Below are 23,560 nucleotides of genomic sequence, written 5' to 3' on the forward strand. Positions count from 1 at the left end.
GTTGGCGTGCGCCCCGACCTCCGATAAGTTAGGCAAGGCTTACTTAAAAAAGGAGGTTGGGGATGGGTGACCGTCACACCTGGACCGCCGCGCCCTCCGTGGCGGAGCGCGCCCGCTCGGTGCCGGCCGTCGCATGGTCCTGCGTGGTGATCGTGGAGGGCTGCCGGGAGGAGTACGTCGGCGCGCACAGCGTCGCGGCGGACGGCCGGATGCTGCTGCACCCGCCGGCGGACAGCGCGCTGCACGCCGCGGCGATCTGCGCACCGCGCGGAGAGCCGGCCGGGGTGCTGGAGTTCGCGGATGTCGCGCCCGTCCCGGTGCGGTCCCGGATCCGCGCCCGGCTCTGGCTGGCCGGCTGGTTCACGCCTGAGGAGGGGCGCCTGGCATTCCGGCCGACGCGTATCGCGCTGCGCCGGGAGGACGGCGTGGTCGCCGTCGACGCCGACGAGTACGCGGCCGCCGAGCCCGACCCGCTCGTCGCGGCCGAGGCCCGGCTGCTCACCCACCTCGCCGACGCCCACCCCGACGCCGTCGAGCGGCTCACCCGGCTAATCGACCCGGACAGCCTCCAGGGGGCCGTACGCGTTCAGCCGCTGGCCGTCGACCGCCACGGGCTGACATTGCGCATCGAGCGGGCGCACAACCACGGTGACGTACGTCTGACATTCCATCAGCCAGCTGATACTGTTGCGCAGTTGACCGAGCGCATGCACGTCCTGCTGGCTCAGGCCGCCCGGGCCGCCTGTCCCCGCGCGCTACAGCGGCAGCGCACAGACGGCGACCGGTGACGCGAACGGCTCACCGGCGAGCCGGAGTTCACCCCTTGCGCCGTCGACATGGAAGACGCTGACCGTGCCCGACCGCTGGTTCGCCGTGAACAGCAGTCGGCCGTCCGGGGAGAGCGCGAGATGGCGCGGAAAGTCGCCGTCCACCGGCACGGTGCCGAGCAGCCGCAACCGGGCGCCGTCCTCCTCGATGGCGTACCGGGTCAGGCTGTTGTGGCCGCGGTTGGCGAGATACGCGTACGAACCGTGGGCCGTCACGACGAACTGTGCCGGGTAACTCGTGCCCTCGCCCGTGCCCGTGGACTGCGGTTCGCCCGGGGTGAGCTGCCCGGTGGCCGGGTCGTAGGCGCAGACGACGGCAGTGTTGTCGACCTCGTTGGCCAGATAGGCGAAACGGCCGCCCGGGTGGAACGTGAGGTGCCGGGGACCCGCGCCCGGCCGGGTGTGTGCCTGGGAGACCTCGGTGAGTTTCCCCAACGCAGGATCGAGGCGGTAGGTGTAGACGGTGTCGGTGCCCAGGTCGACGGCGAGGACGTGGCCGCCGTCGGGGCCGGTGATGCACTGGTGGGCGTGCGGCCCCTGCTGTCCCGGTCCGGGGGGCGGGGCGGTGTGCGTGACGAGGTCGGTGCGCTCGCCGAGTGCGCCCGAAGCCTCGATGGGATGCACGGCCACACTGCCCGAGAGGTAGTTGGCGCTCAGCAGCCAGCGCCCGCTGGGGTGCACCGACAGATGGCAGGGGCCCGCCCCGCCGGTGCCACGGGTGCCGAGGACCTCGTACCCGTGCAGGCGTACGGCCGTCACTCCGCCGTCCTGCTGTTCGTCGACGGCATAGAGCGTGTGCCCGTGGGGATGCACCGCGAGATATGACGGATCGGCCACCTCCGTCACCGTGCCGGTGGCACCGATCCGGCCGCTCCTCGGGTCGTACGCCGCCAGGCCGATGCCCCGGCCGCCACCCTCGACGGAGGTGTACGTGCCGAGGAACAGGGGGCGGGGACCTGAGGGCCGTCCCGGCCGCGAGGGCGTGTCGGCTTCGGTCCGGTGCGCAGCGGCGGGTGTCCGGGGTGCGGCCGGCGCCGGGATTGTCGTCATCGCGGTGGCGGCCGTGACGGCGCCGAGTAGCCGGCGTCTGCTCCAGCTGCTGAGCGCACCCCGCACCCGTTCGGCACCCGTGTCCATGCCCACCCCTCGGAAGTCGGCCTCAGCTGTGACAGCCACCATGGCGGGTACGGACCGTCAAGTGCAAGATGAGCAATGCGTGTTGCATGCGATGCAACACCGCTCGGTCACCAGTCCCCGTCCTCGACCGGCTTGCCCGGCGCGTCGCCGAGCGGCTTCACCTGGTGCGGAGCGGGCGCCTGCCATGGGGCGTGATCGTCGCCGAGCCACTCGCCGACCGGCTCGACCCGGCCGAGCGAGTCCGTCGGGGCGAGATCCTCGCCGTCCTGGTCGTAGTAGTCGAACCACGGCAGTCCGGCGTTCGTGTACGCCGCTCGGTCCACCGGCGACGGCAGAGGCGCCTCGCCAGTGATACGGCGCCACTGCGGGGGCGTCACGAGATGGACGAACACCCGCCCCGCCGGTTCTTCGCCCCAGCTCCCGGCCGGCCACTCGTCCCGGTAGACCTCCTGGCGCAGGGAGCCGCCGACGCCCAGCCCCATGGCCGGAGCGCTTCGCGGCGCCGCGCCGGGAGCCGCGGCCATGGGCGGTGCCGCGGGCATGGCTCCCGGCGCGGGCGGCGCGCCCGCGCCCGCCGACATTGTCTTCGCGGTCTGCCGGGCCCGCTCGCGCTTGCGCCGCTCCTTCTCGCGCCACGCGGCGAGCGGTGCCTCCTTGAGCGGAAACGTCTGCAGTTGTACGCCGCCCCACACCTCCTCTCCGGTGACCTGGCCCTCGACCGTGGCCCCGAGACCGAGCGGCACCGCCACGAACTGGCGGACCGTCCCGCTGCCCGAATTGATCCCATCGAGCCACGGCTGGCGCGGAAGCACCACGTAGTTCTGCGGACGGTGGGCGAGGCGGGAGCTCCAGGGCCTTCCGGAGACCGCGCACACCTTGCCCACGCCCACCTGAAGGGCGGCCGGTTGCGTCGCACCGAAGCTCAGCCACATGGCCTCGCGCAGATACACCGGCAGCATCACACCGCCGCGCGCCCGCCACTGCGCGGGCACCGTCTGCGGGTAGTCCTCCACCCGGCGGACCGGGAACTCCCCGAGCCCCGGGGGCAGCGGGTGGGTGCCGGTCTCCGGCAGCCGCAGCGTCCGCATGAATCGGACCCGCACGCCCCCCGGCAGCACCAGAGAATTCCCGTCGATCCGCACCGTGCCCATGCACCCGCCCCTTTCCCCGTCCGGTCGTTCGTCATCACCTGGAACGCCGGGGCGGGGCCGGCCGGTTCCGGCCGGGGAGCAGCGCGCCCAGCCGGTCCGGCAGAGGGCGGCGGACCAGGTCCCACAGCCTCATCAGCCGTGGGTTGCGCTCCCGCTGCTCCCGGGTGCCGCGGTCCAGCTCCTCCAGCAGTCGGCGGGTCCGGTGCTCCGTGTCCAGCTCGTCCAGGATGCGGTTGACCTCGGTCAGGACGGCGCCGTGCAACTGCCACTGGCGGGTGTCCCGCTGGACCTCCTCCAGCAGCAGCTGAGCCAGCTTGTCGCGGGTCGCGGCCGCCGTGACCAGTTCCTCGGCGAGCCGGGTCTCCGCGTTCTCGGCGCTGCGGCTGACGTCGGTGGTGACGAGCACCGCGAAGCTGACCACGGCGTCACCGATCTCGGACAGCAGCCGCTCCAGCACCGCCCCGATCTCGGGTGCGAACAGCGCCTCCGGTTCGCGCTCCTTGGCGAGGTCGGCGAGGGTGCGGGCGATCACCCGCAGGACCACCGTGACGATCTCCAGCGTGTCCAGCCCGGTACGCAGCACGATCCGGTGGAGCAGGCCCTCGCGGACCCTGGGGTTGAGTTTCAGGCTGTCCTCGGCCTGCCGCAGCGCCGCGTCGACCACAACGATGTCGTGGTCGAGCCGGCGAGCCTCCAGCAGCCGTGCGGTCACCTGCGTCGCGGGCGCACGGCCCGCGGCCTGCTCCCCGACGCGGATCATCAGCTGCCGCGTCCGGCGCGCCAGATCCTCAATGGACTCTCCGGCCGTTTTCACCCAAACCGGGGGAGCGACGAACAGATTGGTGGCCGCGCCGACCACCGCGCCGATCAGGGTCTCCACGACCCGCGCCCAGGCCGTGCTGCCGACCTGGGTCACCCCGAGGACCAGCATCGCGCTGATCGCCACCTCGGGCACGTACTCGCTGACCCGCACGAGGTGCCCCACGGCCAGTGAGGCCAGGATGATCAGGGCCAGGCTCCACCAGGTCAGGCCGACCAGGACGCTGAAGCCGATGGCGATCACGACACCTGCCACCACGGAGTTCACCCGGCGCACACTGTTGGTGATCGTCGCGTACAGCGTCACCTGCACGACCAGCAAAGCTGTCAGGGGAGCGGTGAGCGGGGCGGGCTCGGGGCTGAGGTGCACCGCGACCACGTAGGCAATGGTCGCGGCGGCGGTCGAACGCACCGCCTGGACGACCTCGGGATTCTGGCGCAGCCTCTCGATTCGGGCGGTGGCCCTCGCCCAGGCATCACGTACATCTCGCATCCCTAGGGCTCTTCCCGTTCCACACGGGTAACGAACGTGCACACGAGTGACGGGAACGTGTGCACGATGATGTAAGGCGGCTGACGGCCCTCACGCCTGGAGCCTGTCGAGGAATGCGGACAGATGGCCGACCGTCCGGGCGATCTGCTCCTCCGTGGTGAGGCTCTCCTGGAAGCGGCCCCCGGCCTCGGGCACCTTCTTTCCCCGTACGTACAGGGAGCACGCCAGATCGGTGCACATGTACACGCCGACCGAGTTGCCCTCGCGCCCGGCCGCGCCGGCCTTCCGGGCCGACATCAGGGAGACACCGTTGCCGGGGTGGGTGGTCAGGCACAGGGAGCACATGCTCCGGTGCAGGAAGCCGCGTTGGGAGGACGGAAAGCGCAGCGCGATGCCGACGAGGCGGTCGCCGCGTTCGGTGACGAGATAGCTGCGATCAGGTGCCCCCGGATCCCGCCAGCCCAGGAAGTCCAGGTCGTCCCAGGGGCGTTCGCCGAGGTCGCGAGGTATCGCCAGGCGCTTCGCCTCCCCCTTCGAGCAGTTGATGAACGAGTTGCGGATGTCCTGCTCGGTGAGTGATCTCATGGGGAGTCCTGAGTCCGGGGATCGAATCGGAAACCTAGGGGCACTAGGTTCCTGGCTAAGCTATCCAGAGCCACGGGGGAGGGGCCAATGGATTTCGGGTGGGACGGGGAAGCCCCCACTGCTGGACACCCGTTCAGCAGTGGGGCACCTCGGGCGGCCACACCCCGGGAGCGAGCACGCCCAGCGCATAGGCGCGGGCGACCAGCTCGGTACGGTTGGCCGCGCCCCATCGCGCGGACAGACGCCTCAGGTGATAGGTGACGCCGTCGACCGTGAGACCGGTCTCCCGCGCGGCCCGGGCCGTGGTCGCGCCCCCGGCCAGCAGGGCCAGGATCCGGGCCTCGGCGGGGCTGACCGACGGGGCGGCGGCCGAGTCGTCCGGCACGGAACACTCGCCGAGCACCCGCACCAGGACCAGCAGTGCCGTCGTGGTCTCCACCGAATCGCTCACCGGATCCGCGGTGAGCTCGCCATGGCGTCGCACCCCGTCGGCGGCGTCCCAGCACACGGAGACCGGATAGCGGGAACGGTGCCGCAGCCGCAGCGCATGGGCGATCCGCTCGATCTGGGTCGGCTCCTGCGGCCGGAACCGGTCGAGCACGTTCTGGCCCAGCAGACCGCTCGGAGTCGTACCCCACTCGGCCGCCATCGCCGGATTGGCCAGCTCGATCGCCCCATGCACATCGCACAGTGCGACCGGCATGGGGATCCGGTCGAAGAGCGTCATGGCCCGGTTGCGCCACACGACCCCGGACGCCCGTACCGACTCCATCGCCCCTCTTTCCGCACCACCGCCGGGGCAGGCACGGGCCCGGCGGCTACGACTGCCGCGTCACGCGGTGCCATCAACAATAGACCGCCGGATCGGAGGAGTTCGTCGCGGTGAGCGGGTGAGCGGGTGAGCGGGTGAGCGGGTGAGCGGGTGAGCGGGTACGGCCCCGGTGCGCCCGCGCCGCTCCAGTTGCCGGACCTGGGACTGTCACACCCCCGCCCTAGGGTGGACGCCATGGACATCACCGACGCGCGGCAGGTGCGGCTGGAGCCCTGGGCCGAGGGCGATCTCTGGCTGCTGCACCGGACGAACAGCCCCGAGATGACGGACCACTTGGGCGGACCGGAGACGCAGGAACAGCTCGTGGCGCGCCATCGGCGCTATCTCGCCGTGGAACAACCCGGGCAGATGTACCGGGTCACGCTGGCCGACACCGGCGAGACGGTCGGGTCCACCGGCTTCTGGGAGCGGACCTGGCAGAAGGCGAGGGTGTGGGAGGCCGGGTGGGGCGTGCTGCCCGAGTTCCAGGGACGGGGCCTTGCCGCGCAGGCGGCCCGCGCGGTCGTCGAAGCGGCGGCAGCGGCCCGGACGCACCGTTACCTGCACGCGTTTCCGGGCGTGGACCACCGTGCCTCGAACGAGGTCTGCCGGAAGGCCGGTTTCGAGTTGCTCGGGCCGGTCGACTTCGAGTACCCGAAGGGCCACTGGATCCGGTCCAACGACTGGCGGGTCGACCTCGGACGGGCCTGACCGGCGGCCCGCCCCGCCTCCGGCCTCCGGGTCAGGAGCCCCCCTCCACCGGTCCTCCCGCCTGCGCCTGCACCTCCGACTCGATCTCGCCCCGAGTCCTGCCGTGTGTCTTTGCGTAGTCGGTGAGCTCGGCCTGAAGGTCTCGGTCGAGGTCCCGCCAGGCGCGCCACGCGGTCTCGTACGTGTCCTGCTGCAGCTTGGTCCACGCCGTGGCGGTGGGCGGGCCGTACCTCTGGCGCAGCTCGGCGGCCTGCGTGTTCGCCGTGTTCGCCGCGCGCTGCATCTCCACGAGTTCTTCAAAGGTCTTCGCCACGGCCCCGGATACTAGGCGGGTGCAGGTGGGCCCACTCCCACGACCCGCTCGACAGCCGGGGAGATCGACCGGTCGGCCGTAGGTGGACGGCCCAGGGCGCGCCCGATCGTCGGCCCGGGGCGCACCCCGGCCGGCTTGGCAAGCCCCGGGACGGGGATTCGACTGCAGAATCATGTAGTCCGGGGGCTCGGACCGCCCACGGACGGCGACCAAGCTGGAAGCAGTACTCCTCGTACCGCGAAAGGCAGTTGTCGCGTCATGACTCCCACCGCACACCCGCAGACCACCGGAACCGAGCACGGCGTCCCCGTGGTCGACATCTCCGACGTCGGCCCCGGCCGCACCCCGATCCAGCAGGTCATGGAGCTCATGCGCCGGCACGGTCCCGTGCTGGTCCGCCGACTGCACGGGCGGGACGCACTGATGGTGAGCGACCTGGACCTGGTCGCCGAGCTCGCCGACGAGGCACGGTTCGCGAAGGCCGTCGGGCCCGCGCTGGAGAACGTCCGTGAGTTCACCGCCGACGGGCTGTTCACCGCGTACAACGACGAACCCAACTGGGCCAAGGCCCACGACATCCTCATGCCCGCCTTCGCCCTGGGGTCGATGCGCACCTATCACCCCGTGATGCTGGGGGTCGCGCATCGGCTGATCGAGTCCTGGGACCGGGCGAGCCTCGAGGGACGGCCGGTGAACGTCCCCGACGACATGACGCGCATGACCCTCGACACCATCGGGCTCGCGGGCTTCGGCTACGACTTCGGCTCCTTCGAACGGGACGAGCCGCACCCCTTCGTCGAGTCGATGGTCCGCTGCCTGGAGTGGAGCATGACCCGGCTGAGCCGGGTGCCGGGCGCCGACCACACGGCGGCGGACGCGGCCTTCCGCGACGACGCCGGCTATCTGGCGCGGGTCGTCGACGACGTGATCGCCGCACGTCTGGCGGACGGCGGGAACACCGCCACGGATGACCTGCTCGGCCTCATGCTCACCGCGAAGCACCCCGCCGACGGCATGACCCTCGACACCGCCAACATCCGCAACCAGGTGATCACCTTCCTGATCGCCGGTCATGAGACGACCTCGGGCGCGATGTCGTTCGCCCTGTACCACCTGGCCAAGAATCCCGCCGTGCTCCAGCTCGTCCGGCGCGAGGTCGACGCCCTGTGGAGCGGTGTCGCCGACCCCGAGCCCACGTACGACGAGGTCGGGCGCCTCACCTACACCCGGCAGGTGCTCAACGAGGCGCTGCGGCTGTGGCCGACCGCCGCCGCGTTCAGTCGGCAGGCGCGCGCGGACACGGTGCTCGGCGGGCGCATCCCGGTGCGCGCCGGACAGCCCGTCAGCGTTCTCACCCCGATGCTGCACCGGCAGCCGGTGTGGGGCGACAACCCCGAGCAGTTCGACCCCTCCCGCTTCACGCCCGAGGCGGAGGCGGCCCGCTCGGCGCACGCTTTCAAGCCCTTCGGCACCGGTGAACGCGCCTGCATCGGACGGCAGTTCGCCCTGCACGAGGCGACCATGCTGCTGGCGATGCTGGTGCACCGCTATCGCCTCCACGACCACACCGACTACCGGCTCACGGTCAAGGAGACGCTCACCCTCAAGCCCGACGGCTTCACCCTCACGCTGTCACCGCGCACCGCCGCGGACCGGGAACACACGCCCCTTCCGGGCGCCTCCCCGTCCCGTACGCAGGCCGCGGCCGACACAACCAACCTGGCCGCCCGGGTACGCCCCGGCACCCGCGCACTCTTCCTGCACGGCAGCAACTACGGCACCTGCCGGGACTTCGCCGGCCAACTCGCCGACGAGGCCGCCGCCGTCGGCTGTGAGACGGAGGTCGCGCCCCTCGACGCGTACGTCGGGGCACTGCCCACCGACCGTGTGGTCGTGATCACCGCTGCCTCCTACAACGGACAGCCGACGGACGACGCCACCGCCTTCGCCGCCTGGCTGTCCGAGGACTCGTCCAGCGCGGCGGACGTCACCTACGCCGTCCTCGGCATCGGCGACCGCAACTGGGCCGCCACCTACCAGCACGTCCCGACCCGTATCGACGAACGCCTCGCCGAACTGGGCGGCAGCCGATTCCTGCCGCGTGCGGCGGCCGACGCCTCCGGCGACCTCGGCGGCACCGTGCGCGCCTTCGCCGCGCGGCTGCGCACCGCTCTCCTGGAGCGCCACGGTGACGCGGAGGCCACCGGCGGCACCGCGGAACCCGCCCGGGCGTACGAGGTGCGGACCCTCACCGGCGGACCCCTGGACGCGCTCGCCGAGCGGCACGACCTGGTCCCGATGACCGTCACCGAGGCGTATGACCTCACCGCGCCCGGCCATCCGCGGCTCAAGCGGTTCGTGCGCCTCGCCCTGCCCGGCGGCACGACGTACCGCACGGGCGACCATGTCACCGTCCTCCCCGTCAACGACAAGGCCCTCGTCGAGCGGGCCGCCGCCGCGCTCGGGGTGGACCTGGACACCGTCCTGGACATCCGCGCCGCCCGCCCGCGCCGCGACGGTCTCGCCGTAGACCAGCCCTTGACGGTTCGTCAGCTGCTCACCCATCACGTCGAACTGCAGGAGCGCCCAACCGTCGGCCGGCTGGCCGCTCTGGCCGCCGCCAACCCGTGCCCGCCGGAGCGCGCACAACTCGCCTCCCTCACCGACGACCCGCGTACGCTCGTCGAGGTGCTCGAGGCCCATCCTGCCCTGCGCGGCGCCCTGGACTGGCCGACGCTGCTCGAGGTCCTCACGCCCCTGCGCCCGCGCCACTACTCGGTCTCCTCCTCGTCGGTGACCGACCCCCGCCACATCGACCTCATGGTCTCGCTGCTCCAGGCTCCGGCCCGCTCCGGGAACGGCACCTACCGCGGCGTCGGCTCGGGGCACCTCGCCACGGTCCAGCGCGGTGACACCGTCCTGGCGCGGATCCAGCCCTGCCGCGAGGCCTTCCGCGTGGATCACACCGGCCCGGTCATCATGATCGCGGCGGGCACCGGCCTCGCCCCGTTCCGCGGGGCCGTCGCGGACCGCGTTCAGGCGCTTGCCGAGGGCGCCCGCCTCCCAGCGGCCGTCTGCTACTTCGGCTGCGACGCCCCGGACGCGGACTTCCTGCACGCGGAGGAGCTGCGCGCCGCCGAGGCCGTCGGCGCCGTGTCGCTGCGTCCGGCGTTCAGCGAGGCGCCCGTCGACGGTGCCGCCTTCGTCCAGCACCGCCTCGCCGCCGAGGCCGACGAGGTGTGGCGGCTGCTCGGTGCCGGGGCCCGTGTGTACGTGTGCGGCGACGGCTCCCGCATGGCGCCCGGGGTCCGGGCGGCCTTCCGGGCGCTGCACGGCGAGCGCACGCAAGGCACGGACTCCGAGAAGTGGCTCGACGAGCTGATCGCGTCGGGGCGCTATGTGGAGGACGTGTACGCGGCCGGATGAGGCGGGACGTGACGCGGACGGGTGTTCGCCGCCTGCCCGTCCGCACACGAAACACGAGGGACAGAGGCTGTGTCCTCGTGGGCCGCACCTGGCACAGCGGGCCCACGGCGACCTCCGGCCGGAGACCGGCCCGCGCGCTGCCGCGGCCGCCTTCACCCGATCGCGCCGCGGCGCACCGCGCACCCCCGCCGCACCGCATCCTCAGATCTTTAATTAGGGTGTGATTTAAGTGCGGGCCGGGCCATGTTCCGGCGGTGACGCAGGGGTATCGTGCGGGTCGGGCAGGGCGGAAGGAGCCATATGACGAGGCGGAACGGGCGCACGGTGCGCGATCTGCGCCGGGGCAATCGCGCCGAGGTGTTGCGGCGGCTGTACTTCGACGGCCCCATGAGCCGGTTCGAGCTGGGTCCGGTGACCGAGCTCAGCTCCGGTTCCATCAGCAACGTTGTCGCCGAGCTGGTCGCCGACGGCCTGGTGGAGGAGGCCGGCAGTGTCGACTCCGACGGCGGCCGCCCGCGCACCCTGCTGCGTGTGGCGCCCGCCAGCGGCCACATGATCGGTGTCGATGTCGGCGAGACCCGCATCCGCGTCGAGCTGTTCGACCTCACCCTCACCGAACTCGCCCGCACCGAGCGGCCGCTGGAACACCAGCGGTACGACGTCGAGGGCATCGTCGGTCACATCCGCGACGGTGTGTCCGAGGTCCTGGGCGCCGCGGACATCTCCCCGGAACGCCTCCTCGGTGTCGGGGTCGGGGTACCCGGCATCGTGGCCCGGACCCCCGATCTGGGTGCCGTCGTGCACGGCCAGACCATCGGCTGGGACGCCGTGCCGTTCGAGTCCCTGCTGCGTTCCACGTGCCAACTTCCGGATTCCGTCCCGTTCTTGATCGACAACGGGGCCAAGACCCTCGGCCAGGCCGAGATGTGGTTCGGTGCGGGACGCGGCGCGCACAGCGCGGTCGTGGTCCTCTTCGGTTCCGGGGTCGGTGCCTGCCTGGTCACCGAGGAGGCGGGCAGTGGCCGCGCGGTGGAGTGGGGGCATCTGACCGTACGGGTCAGGGGGCGCCGGTGCCGCTGCGGTGCCCTCGGCTGCCTGGAGGCGTACGCGGGCGCGGAGGCCCTCCTCGAACGGTGGCGGGAGCAGGGCGGCCGGCCGCCGAAGGACGCCGACGAGGAGACCTCGCTGACCGCCCTGCTGGCCGCGGCCTACCCGCCCGACGGCACCGGGGCCGACCCCGGCGCGCTCGCCGTCCTCGAGGAGACCGCCGAGTACCTGGGCGCGGGCCTGTCCGACCTCATCAACCTCTTCCAGCCCGAGCGGATCCTGATCGGCGGCTGGGCGGGCCTTCAGCTCGGTTCCCGGTTCCTGCCCGCGGTGCGCCGGCACGCGACGTCGTACGCCCTGCGGTATCCGGCCGAGCGGGTCTCGATCGACCTCGGCAGGCTGGGCCCGGATGCCGTGACCGTGGGCGCGGCGATCCTGCCGCTGGCCGACTTCTTCGCCCGCGGCGGCCGCCGAGCGGAACCCGCACACGAGGGCCGCCCGCCGGCCTGGCAGACCGCAATGAAGGAACGCGCCCCACGCTGACCTCGGATCAGCAGGTGGATCGGCAGCCCCGTGGGGCAAGGCCGGGCGTTCCCTCCGAGGCACCCCGTTGCGGGCAGGGCGGTTCGTCCTCCCCCCCCGGTTGCCGAGCGGGCTCGTGCGGGGGATCATCCGCCGCGTTTCGTGGACGGTGGTCGCGGTACTCGCGCCTCGCCCCGAAGAGGCTCGCCGCGCCGCGGGCCCCGCACCCTGACGAAGAATGGAGTGCGCCGTGACAGATCAACAGCAGGAGGGTCCCGGCGAGAACGCCGCGCCGATTCCGCGCGACATGCCGGACCAGCAGGCCCACGGGGGCGAGGACCCGTGGGAGGGACGTCGAGCGTCCGACGACGACACCGGGCAGGAGGCCGCGCCCGACGTCCCCGACACCGACGAGGCGGGCACCGGCAGACAGGGCGCCCCGCACTCGGCGGCGGTCCATCCGGACCACCCCGTACCGGACGAGTCCCCCGCCTGACCCGCACGGGAGGCCTCTGTCCCTGGCTGAACCGCCTGTGCCGCCGACCCGTCCATCGTCAGCTCACCGGAGAGGACCGCACGGGCCGCGGGCCGCGGGCCGCGGGCGCCCGGCCCGGACCATGACGTGGGAGGTAATCGACCGCCGTCCCGGCTCGCGGAAGCATGGAGGACGTCCCAACCGACCGACTGCGTAAGGACGTCCCATGCCGTACTTCGAGAGCCCGAACGACGGTACTCGGCTGCACTACGTCGACTACGGCCCGGCGAACGGACCGGTGGTCGTCTTCGTGAACAGCGCCTACCTCGGCACCGAGATGTGGGAGTTCCAGATGGTGCCGCTCGCCGAGGAGGGATACCGCTGCGTCGGGTTCGACCGGCGCGGGCACGGGCGTTCCGACGACGTGTGGGGCGGCTTCGACCTGGACGGTCTCGCCGACGACCTGTACGGGCTGATCGAGTACCTGGACCTGAGGGACGTCACCCTGGTCGGGCACTCTGTCGGCTCCGCCGAGATCGTACGGTGCCTGACGCGGCACGGGACCGAGCGCGTCGCCCGCGCCGCGCTGGTCGGGGGAGTCGTACCCGGGCTGGTGCGCTCGGCCGGGAACCCTCACGGAGCCGACTTTGCGACCATCCGGGCGGGTAACGATGCCTTCCGGCGGGACCGCGCGGCCTTCTTCGCCGACGGAGCCCGCTCCTTCTTCGCCCTGGACCGTCCCGGCAACGAGGTCTCACCGGCCTATGTGCAGTACCTGATCCAGCGCTGTCACGCGGCGAGTGCGCGCGCGGGCATCGCCCTCGGCCGGGTCGTCGGCGAACTGGACCTCGGTCCGGAACTGTCCAAGCTCGACCTGCCCGTCCTCGTCGTCCACGGCACCCACGACGTCTCCGCACCCCTCGACGTGACGGGCCGTCGCACCGCCGCTCTCGTGCCCGACGGCGAGCTCCGGGTGTACGAGAACGCGGGCCACGGCCTCTTCGTCACCCATGCTGAGCAACTCACGTCGGATCTGCGGGAGTTCATGGCCGGGTGACTGAGCGGGGCCGGCCGTCCGGCGGCCGGCCCCTCGTTCCTCAGGAGCGGGACGCGAACGCGTCGACGCCCGTGAGCTCGGCGGAGACGGCCCACAGACGCGCGGCCTGCTCCGGGTCGACCGCCCAGTCCTTGACGCCGCCGCGCCCGCCGTCCGGCGGTGCGGGCTCCGCGATGTCGCAGTCCTCGCAGTACACCCCTCCCCGGTCGGCGAGTTGGGGAGAGGTCGCGGCCCACACCTGTGTGGCCGCACCCTGCTCGGGCGTCTTGAAGGCGTCGGGGTGCACCAGCGCGCCGGTCTCGTCGATCCAGCCGCGCTCGACCATCTCCTCCTTGGCGAGATGACGCTGGAGCGGCGTGAGGATCCCGCCGGGGTGCAGGGAGAAGGCACGGACGCCGTGCTCTCGGCCGAGCCGGTCGAGGTGGACCGCGAACAGGACGTTCGCGGTCTTCGCCTGCCCGTACGCCTCCCACTTGTCGTACCCCTGCCGCCAGTGCAGGTCGTCCCAGCGGATCCCGGAGTTGTGGTGGCCGGCGGACGAGACGGACACGACCCGGGCGCCACCCGGTTCGACGGCGGGCCACAGGCGGTTGACGAGCGCGTAGTGGCCCAGGTGGTTGGTCGCGAACTGCGCTTCCCAGCCGGGCCCGACCCGGGTCTCGGGGCAGGCCATGATCCCCGCGTTGTTGATCATGATGTCGACGGGGCGGCCGGAAGCGAGGAACCGCTCGGCGAAGGCGCGTACGCTCTCCGGATCGCCGAGGTCGAGCTCGTCCACCTCCACCCGGTCGAGGCCCGCGAGCGCCTCCTCGGCGACGGCCCGGCGCCGCGCCGGGACGACAACCCGGGCGCCCGCCTTGGTGAGCGCGCGCGTCGTCTCCAGGCCGAGGCCGGAGTAGCCGCCCGTCACGATCGCCAGTTTGCCGGAGAGATCGATTCCCTGGAGGACGTCGTCCGCGGTACTCCTGGCGCCGAAGCCCGACCCGATCTTGTGCCGTGCAGTGCTCATGCGATCGACGCTACGAATTGGAGAGCACTCGAAGTCAAGGCGGCGCCGCGGTGGTGCCCGGGCAGAGAAGAGCCCCGACCGGACGGGGGAATCACGGTCGGGGCAGTCCGTGGTGGACGCGGACGGCGGTCGGCTCTCGGCGAAAGGCTCCACACGGCTTCAGCGCAACGACCGTCCCCGTGGCGGGAGATGAGGCCCGGGAACTCTGTCCCGTACGTTCCCACAGCTCGTTCAACAGAAAACTACCGGTCGGTGTTCCGGAAGGCAGGCCGTCCCCGTGTGATCTGTGCCACTGTCCCGTGTGATGCCCGCGGCGGCTCGTGGCCCTATGTGTCCGGCGCCAGCGGGCTGTCCCCCAGCATTGCCAGCAGATGGGCGGGGTCCCGGTAGATGGCGCCGGCTCCGGACTCCAGCAGATCCGCCCGCGGAATGCCGCCGGACAACAGGCCGACGCACGTCACTCCGGCCCGGGTGCCCGCCCGCATGTCCCACACCGTGTCGCCCACGAACACCGCAGACTCCGGCGGCACCCCGGCCAGCTCCAGGGCGTGTTCGACGGGCTCGGGCGCGGGCTTCCCGGCCGCCACGTCGTCCGCACTCGCCGTCGCCGCGATCGCGTCGTCCGCTCCGATCGCCTGGCGCAGCGCCGACAACTCGCGCCCGCTCGCCGACGTGGCGAGCACGACGTTCCAGCCGTCGTGGTCGAGGCGGCGCAGCAGCCGTCCGGCGTCCTTCAGGGGCGGCAGGCGGTCGAAGAAGGTGCCGTACAGGGCCGTGTGCGCGGCGACGAGCCGGTCGACCTCGTCCCGGTCCCGGCCGCCCAGCAGATGGGCGATCAGATCCTCCGAGCCCAGTCCCACCGACCGGTGGATGGCGTGCATCGGCACTTGATGGCCCGCCTGCCGGAAAGCCTCCCACCAGGTCGTGACGTGCAGGTGATTGGTGTCGACGAGGGTGCCGTCCACGTCGAACACGGCCGCCCGTCCCATGTCCAGTCCTCTCCTCACGTATCGGGCCGGGTACCACGTGACGTGCTCGCCACACGTGCGGGCACCCTCCGCTCGCGGGTCCAGGCCAGCAGCTCGTCCGCGGTCCATGCGGTCACCACACGCTCGGCGGGTACCCCGCACTCCTCGGCCCGGGCACAGCCGTGGATCTGCCAGTCCAGCTGGCCCGGCGCGTGCGCGTCGGTGTCGATCGAGAACAGCACGCCCGCTTCGACCGCCTGCCGCAGCAGTCGCCGGGGCGGATCCAGCCGCTCGGGCCGGCTGTTGATCTCCACGGCCGTACCGGACTCGGCGCACGCGGCGAACACCGCGTCCGCGTCGAACTCGGACTCGGGGCGACCGCGTCCGGTGATCAGGCGTCCCGTGCAGTGGCCCAGCACGTCGGCCAGCGGATTGCGCACGGCGGCGATCATGCGGCGGGTCATCGACCGGGCGTCCATGCGCAGCTTGGAGTGCACCGACACCACGACGACGTCGAGCCGGTCCAGAAGCTCCGGCTCCTGATCCAGCGAGCCGTCCTCGAGGATGTCGCACTCGATGCCGGTGAGCAGCCGGAACGGCGCCCAGCCCGCGTTCAGCGCGGCGACCACGTCGAGTTGCTCGCGCAGCCGCTCCGGGGACAGCCCGCGGGCGACGGTCAGCCTGGGCGAGTGGTCGGTGAGCACCGCCCACTCGTGTCCCAGCCGTGCCGCCGTCCTGCCCATCTTCTCGATCGGACTGCCCCCGTCGGACCAGTCGGAATGCATGTGGCAGTCGCCGCGGAGCAGCGCCCGCAGCCGCTCCCCGCCTGGCGCAAGCTCCTCCTCGGCCTCCTGCTCGAGCTTCTCCAGGTACACCGGGACCCGCCCGGTCAGCGCCTCCCGGACCACCTGGGCCGTCTTGGGACCGATGCCCCTGACCGACTCCAGCGTCCCGGCGGCCGCACGCTGGGCGACCTCAGCCGCGGGCAGGGCGGACAGCGTGCCGGCCGCGGTCCGGAAAGCCCGTACGCGATAGGTCGGGGCACCGGCCCGCTCCAGCATGAACGCGATCCGGTCCAGGGCTGCGACGGGATCCATCGACACCTCCTTCCCCCAGCGTTGCCCAGGGGCGTGCGGGCCGCACGGCGGGGCGGGCGCCGGAAGCCGTCACCCGGCCGGACGAACGCGACGACGCAGGGCGCCGGGCCGTTCGCGGAGCCGATGCGGCCGGCGCTCGCGTACCGTCCGGGCCGGTGAGCCGCCCGGGGCGCTCCGGCTCGCGAGGCGCTCTACCCTCGATTCATGACCGAAATCGCGAGCCCTCACATCTCCCACCCGCGGATCATGGTGCTCGGAGTGCAGCCGGGCAACCCGCCGTTCCGGATCGTGGAGATCGACGGCGAGATGGTGGCCGAGGCGCGGTCGATCACCGACGTGCTGGCGGTCGCGGCGGAGGCCGGTATCCCGGTGCACGACCTCGACGACCCCGAGGTGGTCCGCTGGGTGGGAGGCGACAAGCTGACCTGGAAGCCCCACCACCGCTAGGCGGCGTCCGGTCCTTCCCGCCGGGCGTGCAACGCCTGGCACGGCGCCTCGCCGCGTTGTCGGATCACCCGAGTACGCCCAGCACACGGTGCCCGGCCCCGCGGGAGCGGGCCGCACGGCGATGGCCGACGGCATGAGACGGACGTGGGTCACAGGAGACGGGCGTGCGTCATGGGGCGCGCGGACCGCGGCTGCACGCCGGGGTGAGCCCCGGAACGGCGAAGTGCCCCCGCACTCCGCCAAAGGTCACCCTCACCGGGGACCGCGCATGTGGGGCAGGCGCCAAGGGCAACGTCGATCTCGCCGGGTGATCAACAGCCGCGCCGGCTTCTCCGCCGCGGCCTCGGGAGCCACCGTGTTCCGCCGCCCTGCCCTGCACCGCCCTCCTCGCCATCACTCTGCTCGCCTCGGCACCGGCCTATGGCGCAGCCCGCGCCAAGGACGTGTGCTTCCGGACCGCACCCGGGCGGCTCGGCAGTTCCGGACCACTATTCGAGTCGGGGCGGCTCACCGGGCCGTCACCTCAGTCCTTCCGGGGCCTGCGCGCATGCACCGCACGCCCGAGCCGCCGCCCGAGCAGCAGATGGCCGAGGAGCGCGCCCGTCGTGTTGAGGATGACGTCATCGATGTCGAACGCGCGTCCAGCGATGAGCGCACCCTGGGCCAGCTCCACCAGCAGCATCACGATCGCCGTGACGAGCGCCACGCGCAGAATGCCCCGGGCCCTCGGGGCCAGCACCGGAAGGAGAATTCCGAACGGTACGCCGAGCAGGAGGTTCCCGCCGATCTGCTTGACCGCGTCGCGTGTCCGGGACTGGTTGAGATAGGCGCGCAGGGAACTGCCCGGATGCAGATTGGTGTGGATCAGCGCCCGGGACGCCGGTGACGGCTCCAGCGTCACCCGGGCCAGCGCCACGGCGAACGCGACCATGACCACGAAGGCGACCGCCATGACCAGGAGCCGGACGGGCAGCGGGAGCGGCCGTCGCTCCGGCCGGGCCGCCGGGCTCCGGCGTCCGGCCGACTTCGCGGTACGCCCGAAGAGCGCCATACGTGCCATCCCAGCCTCCTGGTTCCAACTTCCCTCCGGGTAATCGCGGTTACCCGCGATGGGTGCGCCGATGCCGCGCCGCGCCGGGTCGGGGGAGCCGGCCACCACTGAGGGGCGCCGAGGTGTGCACGAGCCGGTTTCCGTTGCCGCGGGCGGGGCACTGGGGGCAGCAGCCGCTCGCGCGCCGCCGTTCCGCCGGGCTGGTGCGGTGCTTGGATGGCATACCGAACATTCCGGGCGAACTGAGGCGACGGTGGACGGAGGTGGAGCATGGACGCGCAGACGGCCCTCCGGGGCGCGCTCGAAGTCCTGTTGTGGTGGGCGGGTCTCACCGTGCTCTGGCTGGTCCTCATCAGCACCGTCGACACCCTGGAGTGGGTCGTGGGGGCATCCGCGGCGCTCGTCGGCGCCCTCGCGGCGCGGGCCGCACGGCGAGCGGTGGGCGGCCGGTGAACGGCTGGACCCTGACGGCAACGGTCGCACTCGGCGCGGGCGTCGGCGCCACGGTGTGGGGTGTCGCCACCGGTCCGCTGCGCCGCCGGGTCGTCGCCCAGAACCTGTCCAGCGCGCTCGCCTGCCCCGGACTCCTGCTGCTCGCCCAGGGCTACGGGCGCCCGGCGTACATCGATCTCGCCCTCGTCCTCGCCCTCCTCGGCCCCGTCGGCACCCTCGTCTTCGCCCGGCTGCTCGCCGACGACCTGGCCGAAGACCCGCCGCACGCCTGGGGAGTCACCTTCGCCGTCGCGGGATACGGAGCCGTGGTCGTCCTGGTCCTGTGCGCCGTCACCGGGCCCGGGCGGGCCATGGTCAAGCTGCTGGTCATCGGGGCGCTGCTGATCGGCGGCAACCTCGTTGCCTCCCGGGCCCTGTCCGGTGGATTCGCGAGGAGCCGCCGTGGATGACCCGCTGATCGTCGTCGTTCTGCTGCTGGTCGCCGCCACGGCGACGGCTGCCGTCGCCGTCCGCGACCCCGTCCGCCAGGCCCTCGTCCTGTCCGTGCTCGGCGTTGCCCTCGCCCTGCTGTTCACGGTGGCACAGGCTCCCGACGTCGGCCTCTCCCAGCTCGCCGTCGGCTCCGCCCTGACCCCGCTCCTGGTCATGCTCTCGGTACGCAAGGTCAGAAGGAGACAGGGGGACGGGAAGGGGAGGGCGCCGTGACCCGGCGCGCACGGCTGATCGTGCTGGCCCTCGGCGGCGCAGGGCTTGCGGCCCTGCTCATCGCCGCGTGCTTCGACCTGCCCCGCTTCGGCGGCCCCTGGCACCCGTACGGCGACCGGGCCGTCCACGCCTCCCTGGCCCGCCGGACCGCCAACACGATCGCCTCCGTCAACTTCGACCAGCGCGCCTTCGACACCGTCGGCGAGATGAGCATCCTCTTCGCGTCGGTCCTCGGCACCGTCGTACTGCTCCGCCAGACCCGCGACGAGAAGCGCGCGCTGCCGCAGCCGGAGGAGGTCGCACTCCCCGTGCGACGCTACGCGCTCGTCGTCCTGCCCGTCGCCTTCGTCGCCGGTCTGTACGTCATCGCCCACGGCCAGCTCAGCCCAGGAGGCGGGTTCCAGGGAGGGGTCGTCGCCGCGACCGCCCTGCACCTGCTCTACCTCGGAGCCGACTACCGCGCCCTGGAACGCATCCGTCCCGTCGGTCTCTACGAGATCTGCGACGCGCTCGCCGCCTGCGCGTACGTGGTCACGGGGCTCGCGGGCGTCCTCGCCGGCACGGCGTTCCTCGCCAACACCCTGCTTCCGTACGGCACCTTCAACACCCTGTCGTCCGGCGGCATCGTCCCGGTGCTGAACGCTGCCATCGGCATGGAGGTCGCCTGCGCGGTCGTGGTCCTGCTGGCGCGCTTCCTGGACCAGGCCGTCGAGATCGAGGAGGAGAGCGGGAAACCATGACCGTACTGCCGTACCTCGTGGCCGTCTGGATCTTTCTGACCGGCTGCTACGGCCTCGCGACCAGCCGCAATCTGATCCACGCGGTCGGCTGCCTCGCCGTCTGCCAGGCCAGCACCTATGTCCTGCTGCTCGCCGTCGGCTACCGCGACGGCGGCACCGCGCCCGTCTACTCCGACATCAAGCCCGGCTCCCGGCCGGTCGTGGACCCGGTCGTCCAGGCCCTCACCCTCACCGACATCGTGGTCGGCGCCACCGTCACCGCACTGCTGCTCGCCCTCGTCATGCAGATCTCCAAACGCCATGGCACCGTCGACCCCGACGAACTACGGGAGCTGCGCGGCTGATGAACCACCTGCTGCCGCTGCTCGTCGCCGCCCCCGTGCTGGGCGCCGCCCTGCTGGTCGCGGGCGGGCGCCGGCTGCCGCGTCCGGTGGCCGAGAGCGTCGGATGTGCCGTCTCTTCCGGCACCGCGGCCCTGGCGATCTTGCTGTGCCTCAACTCCTCGCCGCCGCTGCTCGAGTGGGTCGGCGCCTGGGCGCCCCGCAACGGCGAAAGCGTAGGCATCGTCCTCATCGGGAACGGCCCGGGCCTCGGCATGGCCGCCCTCGCCTCTCTGCTGACCCTCGCCGCCCTCGCGTACTCCTGGCGCTACTTCGACGTACCGCCGCGCGGGCACGCCGGCTCCTACCCCGCGCTCATACTGCTGTTCCTGGCCGGCATGAACGGGTTCGCGATCACCGGCGACCTCTTCGACGCGTTCGTCTTCTTCGAGCTGATGGGTGCAGTCGCCTACGCCCTGACGGGCCACCGGGTCGAGGAGGCGAGGCCCGTCCAGGGCGCGCTGACCTTCGGAGTCGTCAACTCCCTCGGCGCCTACGCGATGCTCATGGGCATCGCGCTGCTGTACGCGCGCACCGGGCAACTGGCGATGAACTCGATCGGCCGCGGACTCGATGCCCACGGCGGCCCCGACGCCCTCACCGTCGCTGCCTTCGTCCTCGTACTGACCGGACTGCTCGTCAAGGCCGCCGCCGTGCCCTTCCACTTCTGGCTGCCCGACGCACACGCCGTCGCACCGACCCCGGTGTGCATGCTGCTGTCCGGCGTCATGGTCGAACTCGGCGCGTACGGCGTCTGGCGCGTGTACGGCACAATCTTCTCCGGGCCCGGCGGGATTCCGGCGCCGGACCTGGAGCGGGCGCTGCTCGCGCTCGGTGTCCTGACCGCCGCGCTCGGCGCGCTCATGTGCTGGTACCAGCGGCACATCAAGAGGCTGCTCGCCTACTCGACCGTCGCCCACATGGGACTGTTCCTCATCGGCATCGGCACCCTCCTGCCGGAGGCGGACGACGGGGTCGCGCTGTACATCCTCGGCCACGCCGGCGCGAAGGCCGCCCTCTTCGCCTGTGCCGGTGTGCTCCTCGACCGGTTCGGCTCGGTCGACGAGCCCGCGCTGCACGGGCGTGCCCGTGAACTGCGCGGCGTCGCGGTGATGTTCGTGCTCGGCGGTCTGGCACTCGCCGGACTGCCGCCGTTCGGCACCTCGCTCGGCAAGGCAGTCATCGAGGAGGCGGTGGGCGGCCCGCTGACCGTGCTGTACGTCCTCGTGTCCGCGGTCACCGGAGGCGCGGTGCTGCGGGTCGCCGCCCGCGTCTTCTACGGGCTCGGGCCCACGCCGCATACCGACTCCTCCTACGAGACCACCGGCACCGGCGAGGAGCCCGAGACCCGGCACCGCCTCAGCCGGATCCCGGACACCATGACCGCCGTGCCGGCCCTGCTGCTCGCCGCGTCGCTCGCCGTGGGCGTGGTCCCCGGATTCGCCGAGGCGGTGGCGCACTCGGTGAACGAGACAGGTTCCGGCGGGGCGGCCGCCTCACCCCACTGGAACGCGGCCGGTGTTCTGCTGGGGCTGACTTCCACGGCCGTGGCCGTCGCCCTGGCAGCGCTCGCGGTCTCCCGACCGCACCTGCTCGGTGAACGGACCTGGACGCTGCGGCTGCGCCGACTGCAGTCCGGGCACATCGGGGACTACGTGGCCTGGGTCCTGGCGGGCGCGGCCCTGCTCGCAGTGCTCGTCCTGCCGGGGCTCCTGAACGGCTGACGCTCCGGGCCCACCGTCAGGAGCCGTAGGACACCTTCACCTCCTTGAACCCGAGGGACTTCAGCAGCCCGTCGAGCATGCCGGTGGTGTTCGCCTCGGCGCGGGTGGTGAGTCCGCTCTGCTGCGCCGCCTCGCCGATGTGCCGGACCGCCAGGAGCTGCACGGCGCGCTCGCTGTTGGGGTTGTCCGAGAAGAGGTCGCCGAGGCGGTCCAGCAGACCCCGCTGCTTGGAGACGGCGTACGAGTGGTCGGGGTCGAGCGCCGGTTTGCCCAGCGCCGCGTGGGGCAGCCGGAGCGTCGCGGACGTCCGGTCGCCGTTGACCGTCACGTCCCGCTCTCCGACCTTGCCCAGGTCGACGTACGCGTCCACGCTGCCCGCCCCCACGTACAGCGTGCGCGTGCCGCGGATCGCCGACGGCAGGAACCTGGAGTCCTTCTCCAGGTCCACGACAACCTGGAAGTTGCCGGAGGCGGCCTCGTAACGGCTCATGTCCTGGATGGACTTCAGGAGTGCGGGACCCGACCGGTCGTGCGTGTCCGTGCCGAACAGGTCACGCAGTCCCGGCACCACGCTCAGCCGCAGTCCGGCGAAGAACACGGCGAGCACCGCGACGAGAGCGATAACCACCTTGATCCAGCCGGGCATCGGGCGTTTCACGGACGTCGAGTCGGGCGCCTGCTTCGTGGACGTCGTCATGTCGGCAGTCCTCCCTTCTCTACCCGGTTGCCCGCCGAAGCCCAGGAGGGAACGCCGCGTTGGCCGACTGCGCGGCCATCCGCCTGGCATGTGGGGTTGCTGTGAATCGGAGAGGCGTTTGAACACGGTCGGGCCCGGCTGCGTACAGGGAGGGGGATTCTCATCCCGGCCGGCCATGACGTGTAGGAGTACGCCTTGAGACGCAACTCGCGCAGACGCCCTACGGGCGCACGGCGCGCGACCTTCGCAGCTGTCGCGCTGATATTGGGCGGAGGGGGGCTGGTAGCGGCGAACGTGTACGCTTCGGCGTCCGAGGGCGGCTGGGGCGGCACGTCGCAGTCGAACCAGAGCGGCGACCAGGTCCTGAAGTCGGGAACCGTGACGATCGACTGCCCGGATGTCGGCAGCCGGCTGACGGCGGTGCCGCAGCGGGCGAAGGCGGACGTCGACAAGGAACTCGCCCTTCTCGACCAGCAGATCACCGACGCGTACGCGCGGCTGACCGCCACGCGTCAGGCGCAGGCCAACGACGCCAACTATGTCCAGGACGCGATCCTCGGACCGCTCGAGGACAAGCGGACCGCGGTGATCGACCGGATCAAGACCGATTACCAGCAGGTGGGCGCCAGCGCACCGGGCACGATCGACGGTCAGGCCGCCTGTACCGGGGTCAGCGCAAGCCCGACGCAGACCGGCGGCCAGAACGGCGACAACGGTGGTGGGCAGCAGGGCACCGGCGGCCAGAACAACGGGGGCCAGAACAACGGGGGTCAGCAGGGTACCGGCGGGCAGGCCGCCAGCGGCCCCGTCGCCTCGGACTTCGTCGACATCACGACGGTGCAGCCGAACGTCGCCGCGACGCCGCAACAGGACGGCAACGCGTCGACCGGTTCGTTCACCACGCTGTGCGGTGTG

General features: G+C 72.1%; 24 protein-coding genes and 1 pseudogene. 14 read left to right on the plus strand and 11 right to left on the minus strand.

What is annotated here, in order from left to right; translation table 11 throughout:
* Nucleotides 1-62 precede the first annotated feature (62 nt).
* Nucleotides 63-788, plus strand: a complete 726-nt coding sequence (locus AAW14_RS33920) for a DUF2470 domain-containing protein (protein WP_265568281.1) — start codon at nucleotides 63-65, stop codon at nucleotides 786-788.
* Here the strand turns inward: AAW14_RS33920 and AAW14_RS33925 are convergent.
* The 5 genes from AAW14_RS33925 to AAW14_RS33945 all read right to left on the minus strand — a co-directional run bounded on the left by AAW14_RS33925 (nucleotide 756) and on the right by AAW14_RS33945 (nucleotide 5,784).
* Nucleotides 756-1,964, minus strand: coding sequence for a lactonase family protein (locus AAW14_RS33925; protein WP_265568282.1), 1,209 nt, complete (start codon nucleotides 1,962-1,964; stop codon nucleotides 756-758). The two genes, AAW14_RS33920 and AAW14_RS33925, sit on opposite strands and share 33 nt — an antisense overlap.
* A 107-nt stretch (nucleotides 1,965-2,071) precedes the next feature.
* The gene (locus AAW14_RS33930) at nucleotides 2,072-3,115 is read right to left on the minus strand and encodes a hypothetical protein (RefSeq protein ID WP_265568283.1); all 1,044 of its coding nucleotides are present in this window, start codon (nucleotides 3,113-3,115) and stop codon (nucleotides 2,072-2,074) included.
* 34 nt (nucleotides 3,116-3,149) lie between these two features.
* On the minus strand, nucleotides 3,150-4,427 hold the full coding sequence (locus AAW14_RS33935; protein ID WP_265568284.1) for an FUSC family protein: 1,278 nt from the start codon (nucleotides 4,425-4,427) through the stop codon (nucleotides 3,150-3,152).
* A 90-nt stretch (nucleotides 4,428-4,517) separates the two neighbouring features.
* Complete coding sequence (locus AAW14_RS33940) at nucleotides 4,518-5,012, minus strand: FBP domain-containing protein (protein WP_265568285.1); 495 nt, start codon at nucleotides 5,010-5,012, stop codon at nucleotides 4,518-4,520.
* Nucleotides 5,013-5,145: 133 nt separating this feature from the next.
* Nucleotides 5,146-5,784 (minus strand): PAS domain-containing protein, encoded by a 639-nt coding sequence (locus AAW14_RS33945; protein WP_265568286.1) that lies wholly within the window; start codon nucleotides 5,782-5,784, stop codon nucleotides 5,146-5,148.
* Between the two features lie 234 nt (nucleotides 5,785-6,018).
* On the opposite strand from AAW14_RS33945, the gene AAW14_RS33950 reads away from it, so the two are divergent.
* The gene (locus AAW14_RS33950) at nucleotides 6,019-6,534 is read left to right on the plus strand and encodes a GNAT family N-acetyltransferase (protein ID WP_265568287.1); all 516 of its coding nucleotides are present in this window, start codon (nucleotides 6,019-6,021) and stop codon (nucleotides 6,532-6,534) included.
* Between the two features lie 31 nt (nucleotides 6,535-6,565).
* On the opposite strand, the gene AAW14_RS33955 is transcribed toward AAW14_RS33950, so the two are convergent.
* Complete coding sequence (locus AAW14_RS33955) at nucleotides 6,566-6,847, minus strand: hypothetical protein (protein ID WP_265568288.1); 282 nt, start codon at nucleotides 6,845-6,847, stop codon at nucleotides 6,566-6,568.
* 258 nt (nucleotides 6,848-7,105) lie between these two features.
* Between AAW14_RS33955 and AAW14_RS33960 the strand changes: the two genes are divergently transcribed.
* From AAW14_RS33960 to AAW14_RS33975, 4 genes are all read left to right on the plus strand, one after another.
* Nucleotides 7,106-10,273, plus strand: coding sequence for a cytochrome P450 (locus AAW14_RS33960; RefSeq protein WP_265568289.1), 3,168 nt, complete (start codon nucleotides 7,106-7,108; stop codon nucleotides 10,271-10,273).
* Nucleotides 10,274-10,573: 300 nt separating this feature from the next.
* Nucleotides 10,574-11,863 (plus strand): ROK family transcriptional regulator, encoded by a 1,290-nt coding sequence (locus AAW14_RS33965; protein ID WP_265568290.1) that lies wholly within the window; start codon nucleotides 10,574-10,576, stop codon nucleotides 11,861-11,863.
* A gap of 229 nt (nucleotides 11,864-12,092) precedes the next feature.
* On the plus strand, nucleotides 12,093-12,338 hold the full coding sequence (locus AAW14_RS33970; protein WP_265568291.1) for a hypothetical protein: 246 nt from the start codon (nucleotides 12,093-12,095) through the stop codon (nucleotides 12,336-12,338).
* 205 nt (nucleotides 12,339-12,543) lie between these two features.
* Nucleotides 12,544-13,374: an alpha/beta fold hydrolase gene (locus AAW14_RS33975; protein WP_265568292.1), complete on the plus strand. Its 831-nt coding sequence runs from the start codon at nucleotides 12,544-12,546 to the stop codon at nucleotides 13,372-13,374.
* 40 nt (nucleotides 13,375-13,414) lie between these two features.
* Here AAW14_RS33975 and AAW14_RS33980 read toward each other — a convergent pair whose 3' ends face one another.
* The 3 genes from AAW14_RS33980 to AAW14_RS33990 form a co-directional block, all read right to left on the minus strand.
* A complete protein-coding gene (locus tag AAW14_RS33980) occupies nucleotides 13,415-14,383 on the minus strand; it encodes an SDR family NAD(P)-dependent oxidoreductase (protein WP_265568293.1) in 969 nt (322 codons plus the stop codon).
* Nucleotides 14,384-14,709: 326 nt separating this feature from the next.
* Nucleotides 14,710-15,372 carry an HAD family hydrolase gene (locus tag AAW14_RS33985; protein ID WP_265568294.1) on the minus strand — a complete coding sequence of 221 codons (663 nt, stop codon included), beginning with the start codon at nucleotides 15,370-15,372 and terminating at the stop codon, nucleotides 14,710-14,712.
* Between the two features lie 14 nt (nucleotides 15,373-15,386).
* Nucleotides 15,387-16,448, minus strand: coding sequence for a PHP domain-containing protein (locus tag AAW14_RS33990; RefSeq protein ID WP_265568295.1), 1,062 nt, complete (start codon nucleotides 16,446-16,448; stop codon nucleotides 15,387-15,389).
* Nucleotides 16,449-16,652: 204 nt separating this feature from the next.
* Here AAW14_RS33990 and AAW14_RS33995 point away from each other — a divergent pair, with 204 nt between their 5' ends.
* Nucleotides 16,653-16,895, plus strand: coding sequence for a hypothetical protein (locus AAW14_RS33995; RefSeq protein WP_265568296.1), 243 nt, complete (start codon nucleotides 16,653-16,655; stop codon nucleotides 16,893-16,895).
* 523 nt (nucleotides 16,896-17,418) lie between these two features.
* Here AAW14_RS33995 and AAW14_RS34000 read toward each other — a convergent pair.
* Complete coding sequence (locus AAW14_RS34000) at nucleotides 17,419-17,946, minus strand: VanZ family protein (protein WP_265568306.1); 528 nt, start codon at nucleotides 17,944-17,946, stop codon at nucleotides 17,419-17,421.
* Nucleotides 17,947-18,216: 270 nt separating this feature from the next.
* Here AAW14_RS34000 and AAW14_RS34005 point away from each other — a divergent pair, with 270 nt between their 5' ends.
* The 6 genes from AAW14_RS34005 to AAW14_RS34030 are packed head-to-tail and all read left to right on the plus strand — an operon-like array spanning nucleotide 18,217 to nucleotide 21,948.
* Complete coding sequence (locus AAW14_RS34005; RefSeq protein ID WP_265568297.1) at nucleotides 18,217-18,399, plus strand: hypothetical protein; 183 nt, start codon at nucleotides 18,217-18,219, stop codon at nucleotides 18,397-18,399.
* Nucleotides 18,396-18,848, plus strand: a complete 453-nt coding sequence (locus tag AAW14_RS34010) for an MrpF/PhaF family protein (RefSeq protein WP_265568298.1) — start codon at nucleotides 18,396-18,398, stop codon at nucleotides 18,846-18,848. The genes AAW14_RS34005 and AAW14_RS34010 overlap by 4 nt, the downstream gene beginning before the upstream one ends.
* Nucleotides 18,841-19,104, plus strand: a complete 264-nt coding sequence (locus AAW14_RS34015) for a Na(+)/H(+) antiporter subunit B (protein WP_265568299.1) — start codon at nucleotides 18,841-18,843, stop codon at nucleotides 19,102-19,104. Before AAW14_RS34010 ends, AAW14_RS34015 begins: the two co-directional genes overlap by 8 nt.
* A complete protein-coding gene (locus AAW14_RS34020) occupies nucleotides 19,101-19,844 on the plus strand; it encodes an MnhB domain-containing protein (RefSeq protein WP_265568300.1) in 744 nt (247 codons plus the stop codon). Before AAW14_RS34015 ends, AAW14_RS34020 begins: the two co-directional genes overlap by 4 nt.
* Nucleotides 19,841-20,188: a sodium:proton antiporter gene (locus AAW14_RS34025; RefSeq protein ID WP_265568301.1), complete on the plus strand. Its 348-nt coding sequence runs from the start codon at nucleotides 19,841-19,843 to the stop codon at nucleotides 20,186-20,188. The genes AAW14_RS34020 and AAW14_RS34025 overlap by 4 nt, the downstream gene beginning before the upstream one ends.
* On the plus strand, nucleotides 20,188-21,948 hold the full coding sequence (locus tag AAW14_RS34030) for a complex I subunit 5 family protein (protein WP_265568302.1): 1,761 nt from the start codon (nucleotides 20,188-20,190) through the stop codon (nucleotides 21,946-21,948). Before AAW14_RS34025 ends, AAW14_RS34030 begins: the two co-directional genes overlap by 1 nt.
* A 16-nt stretch (nucleotides 21,949-21,964) precedes the next feature.
* On the opposite strand, the gene AAW14_RS34035 is transcribed toward AAW14_RS34030, so the two are convergent.
* Nucleotides 21,965-22,645: a DUF4230 domain-containing protein gene (locus AAW14_RS34035; RefSeq protein WP_265568303.1), complete on the minus strand. Its 681-nt coding sequence runs from the start codon at nucleotides 22,643-22,645 to the stop codon at nucleotides 21,965-21,967.
* 294 nt (nucleotides 22,646-22,939) lie between these two features.
* Here AAW14_RS34035 and AAW14_RS34040 point away from each other — a divergent pair.
* Nucleotides 22,940-23,560, plus strand: a pseudogene (locus AAW14_RS34040) (hypothetical protein); the annotation flags it as partial.

The organism is Streptomyces hygroscopicus (assembly GCF_026168105.1).
GTDB classification, from domain to species: Bacteria; Actinomycetota; Actinomycetes; order Streptomycetales; family Streptomycetaceae; genus Streptomyces; species Streptomyces hygroscopicus_D.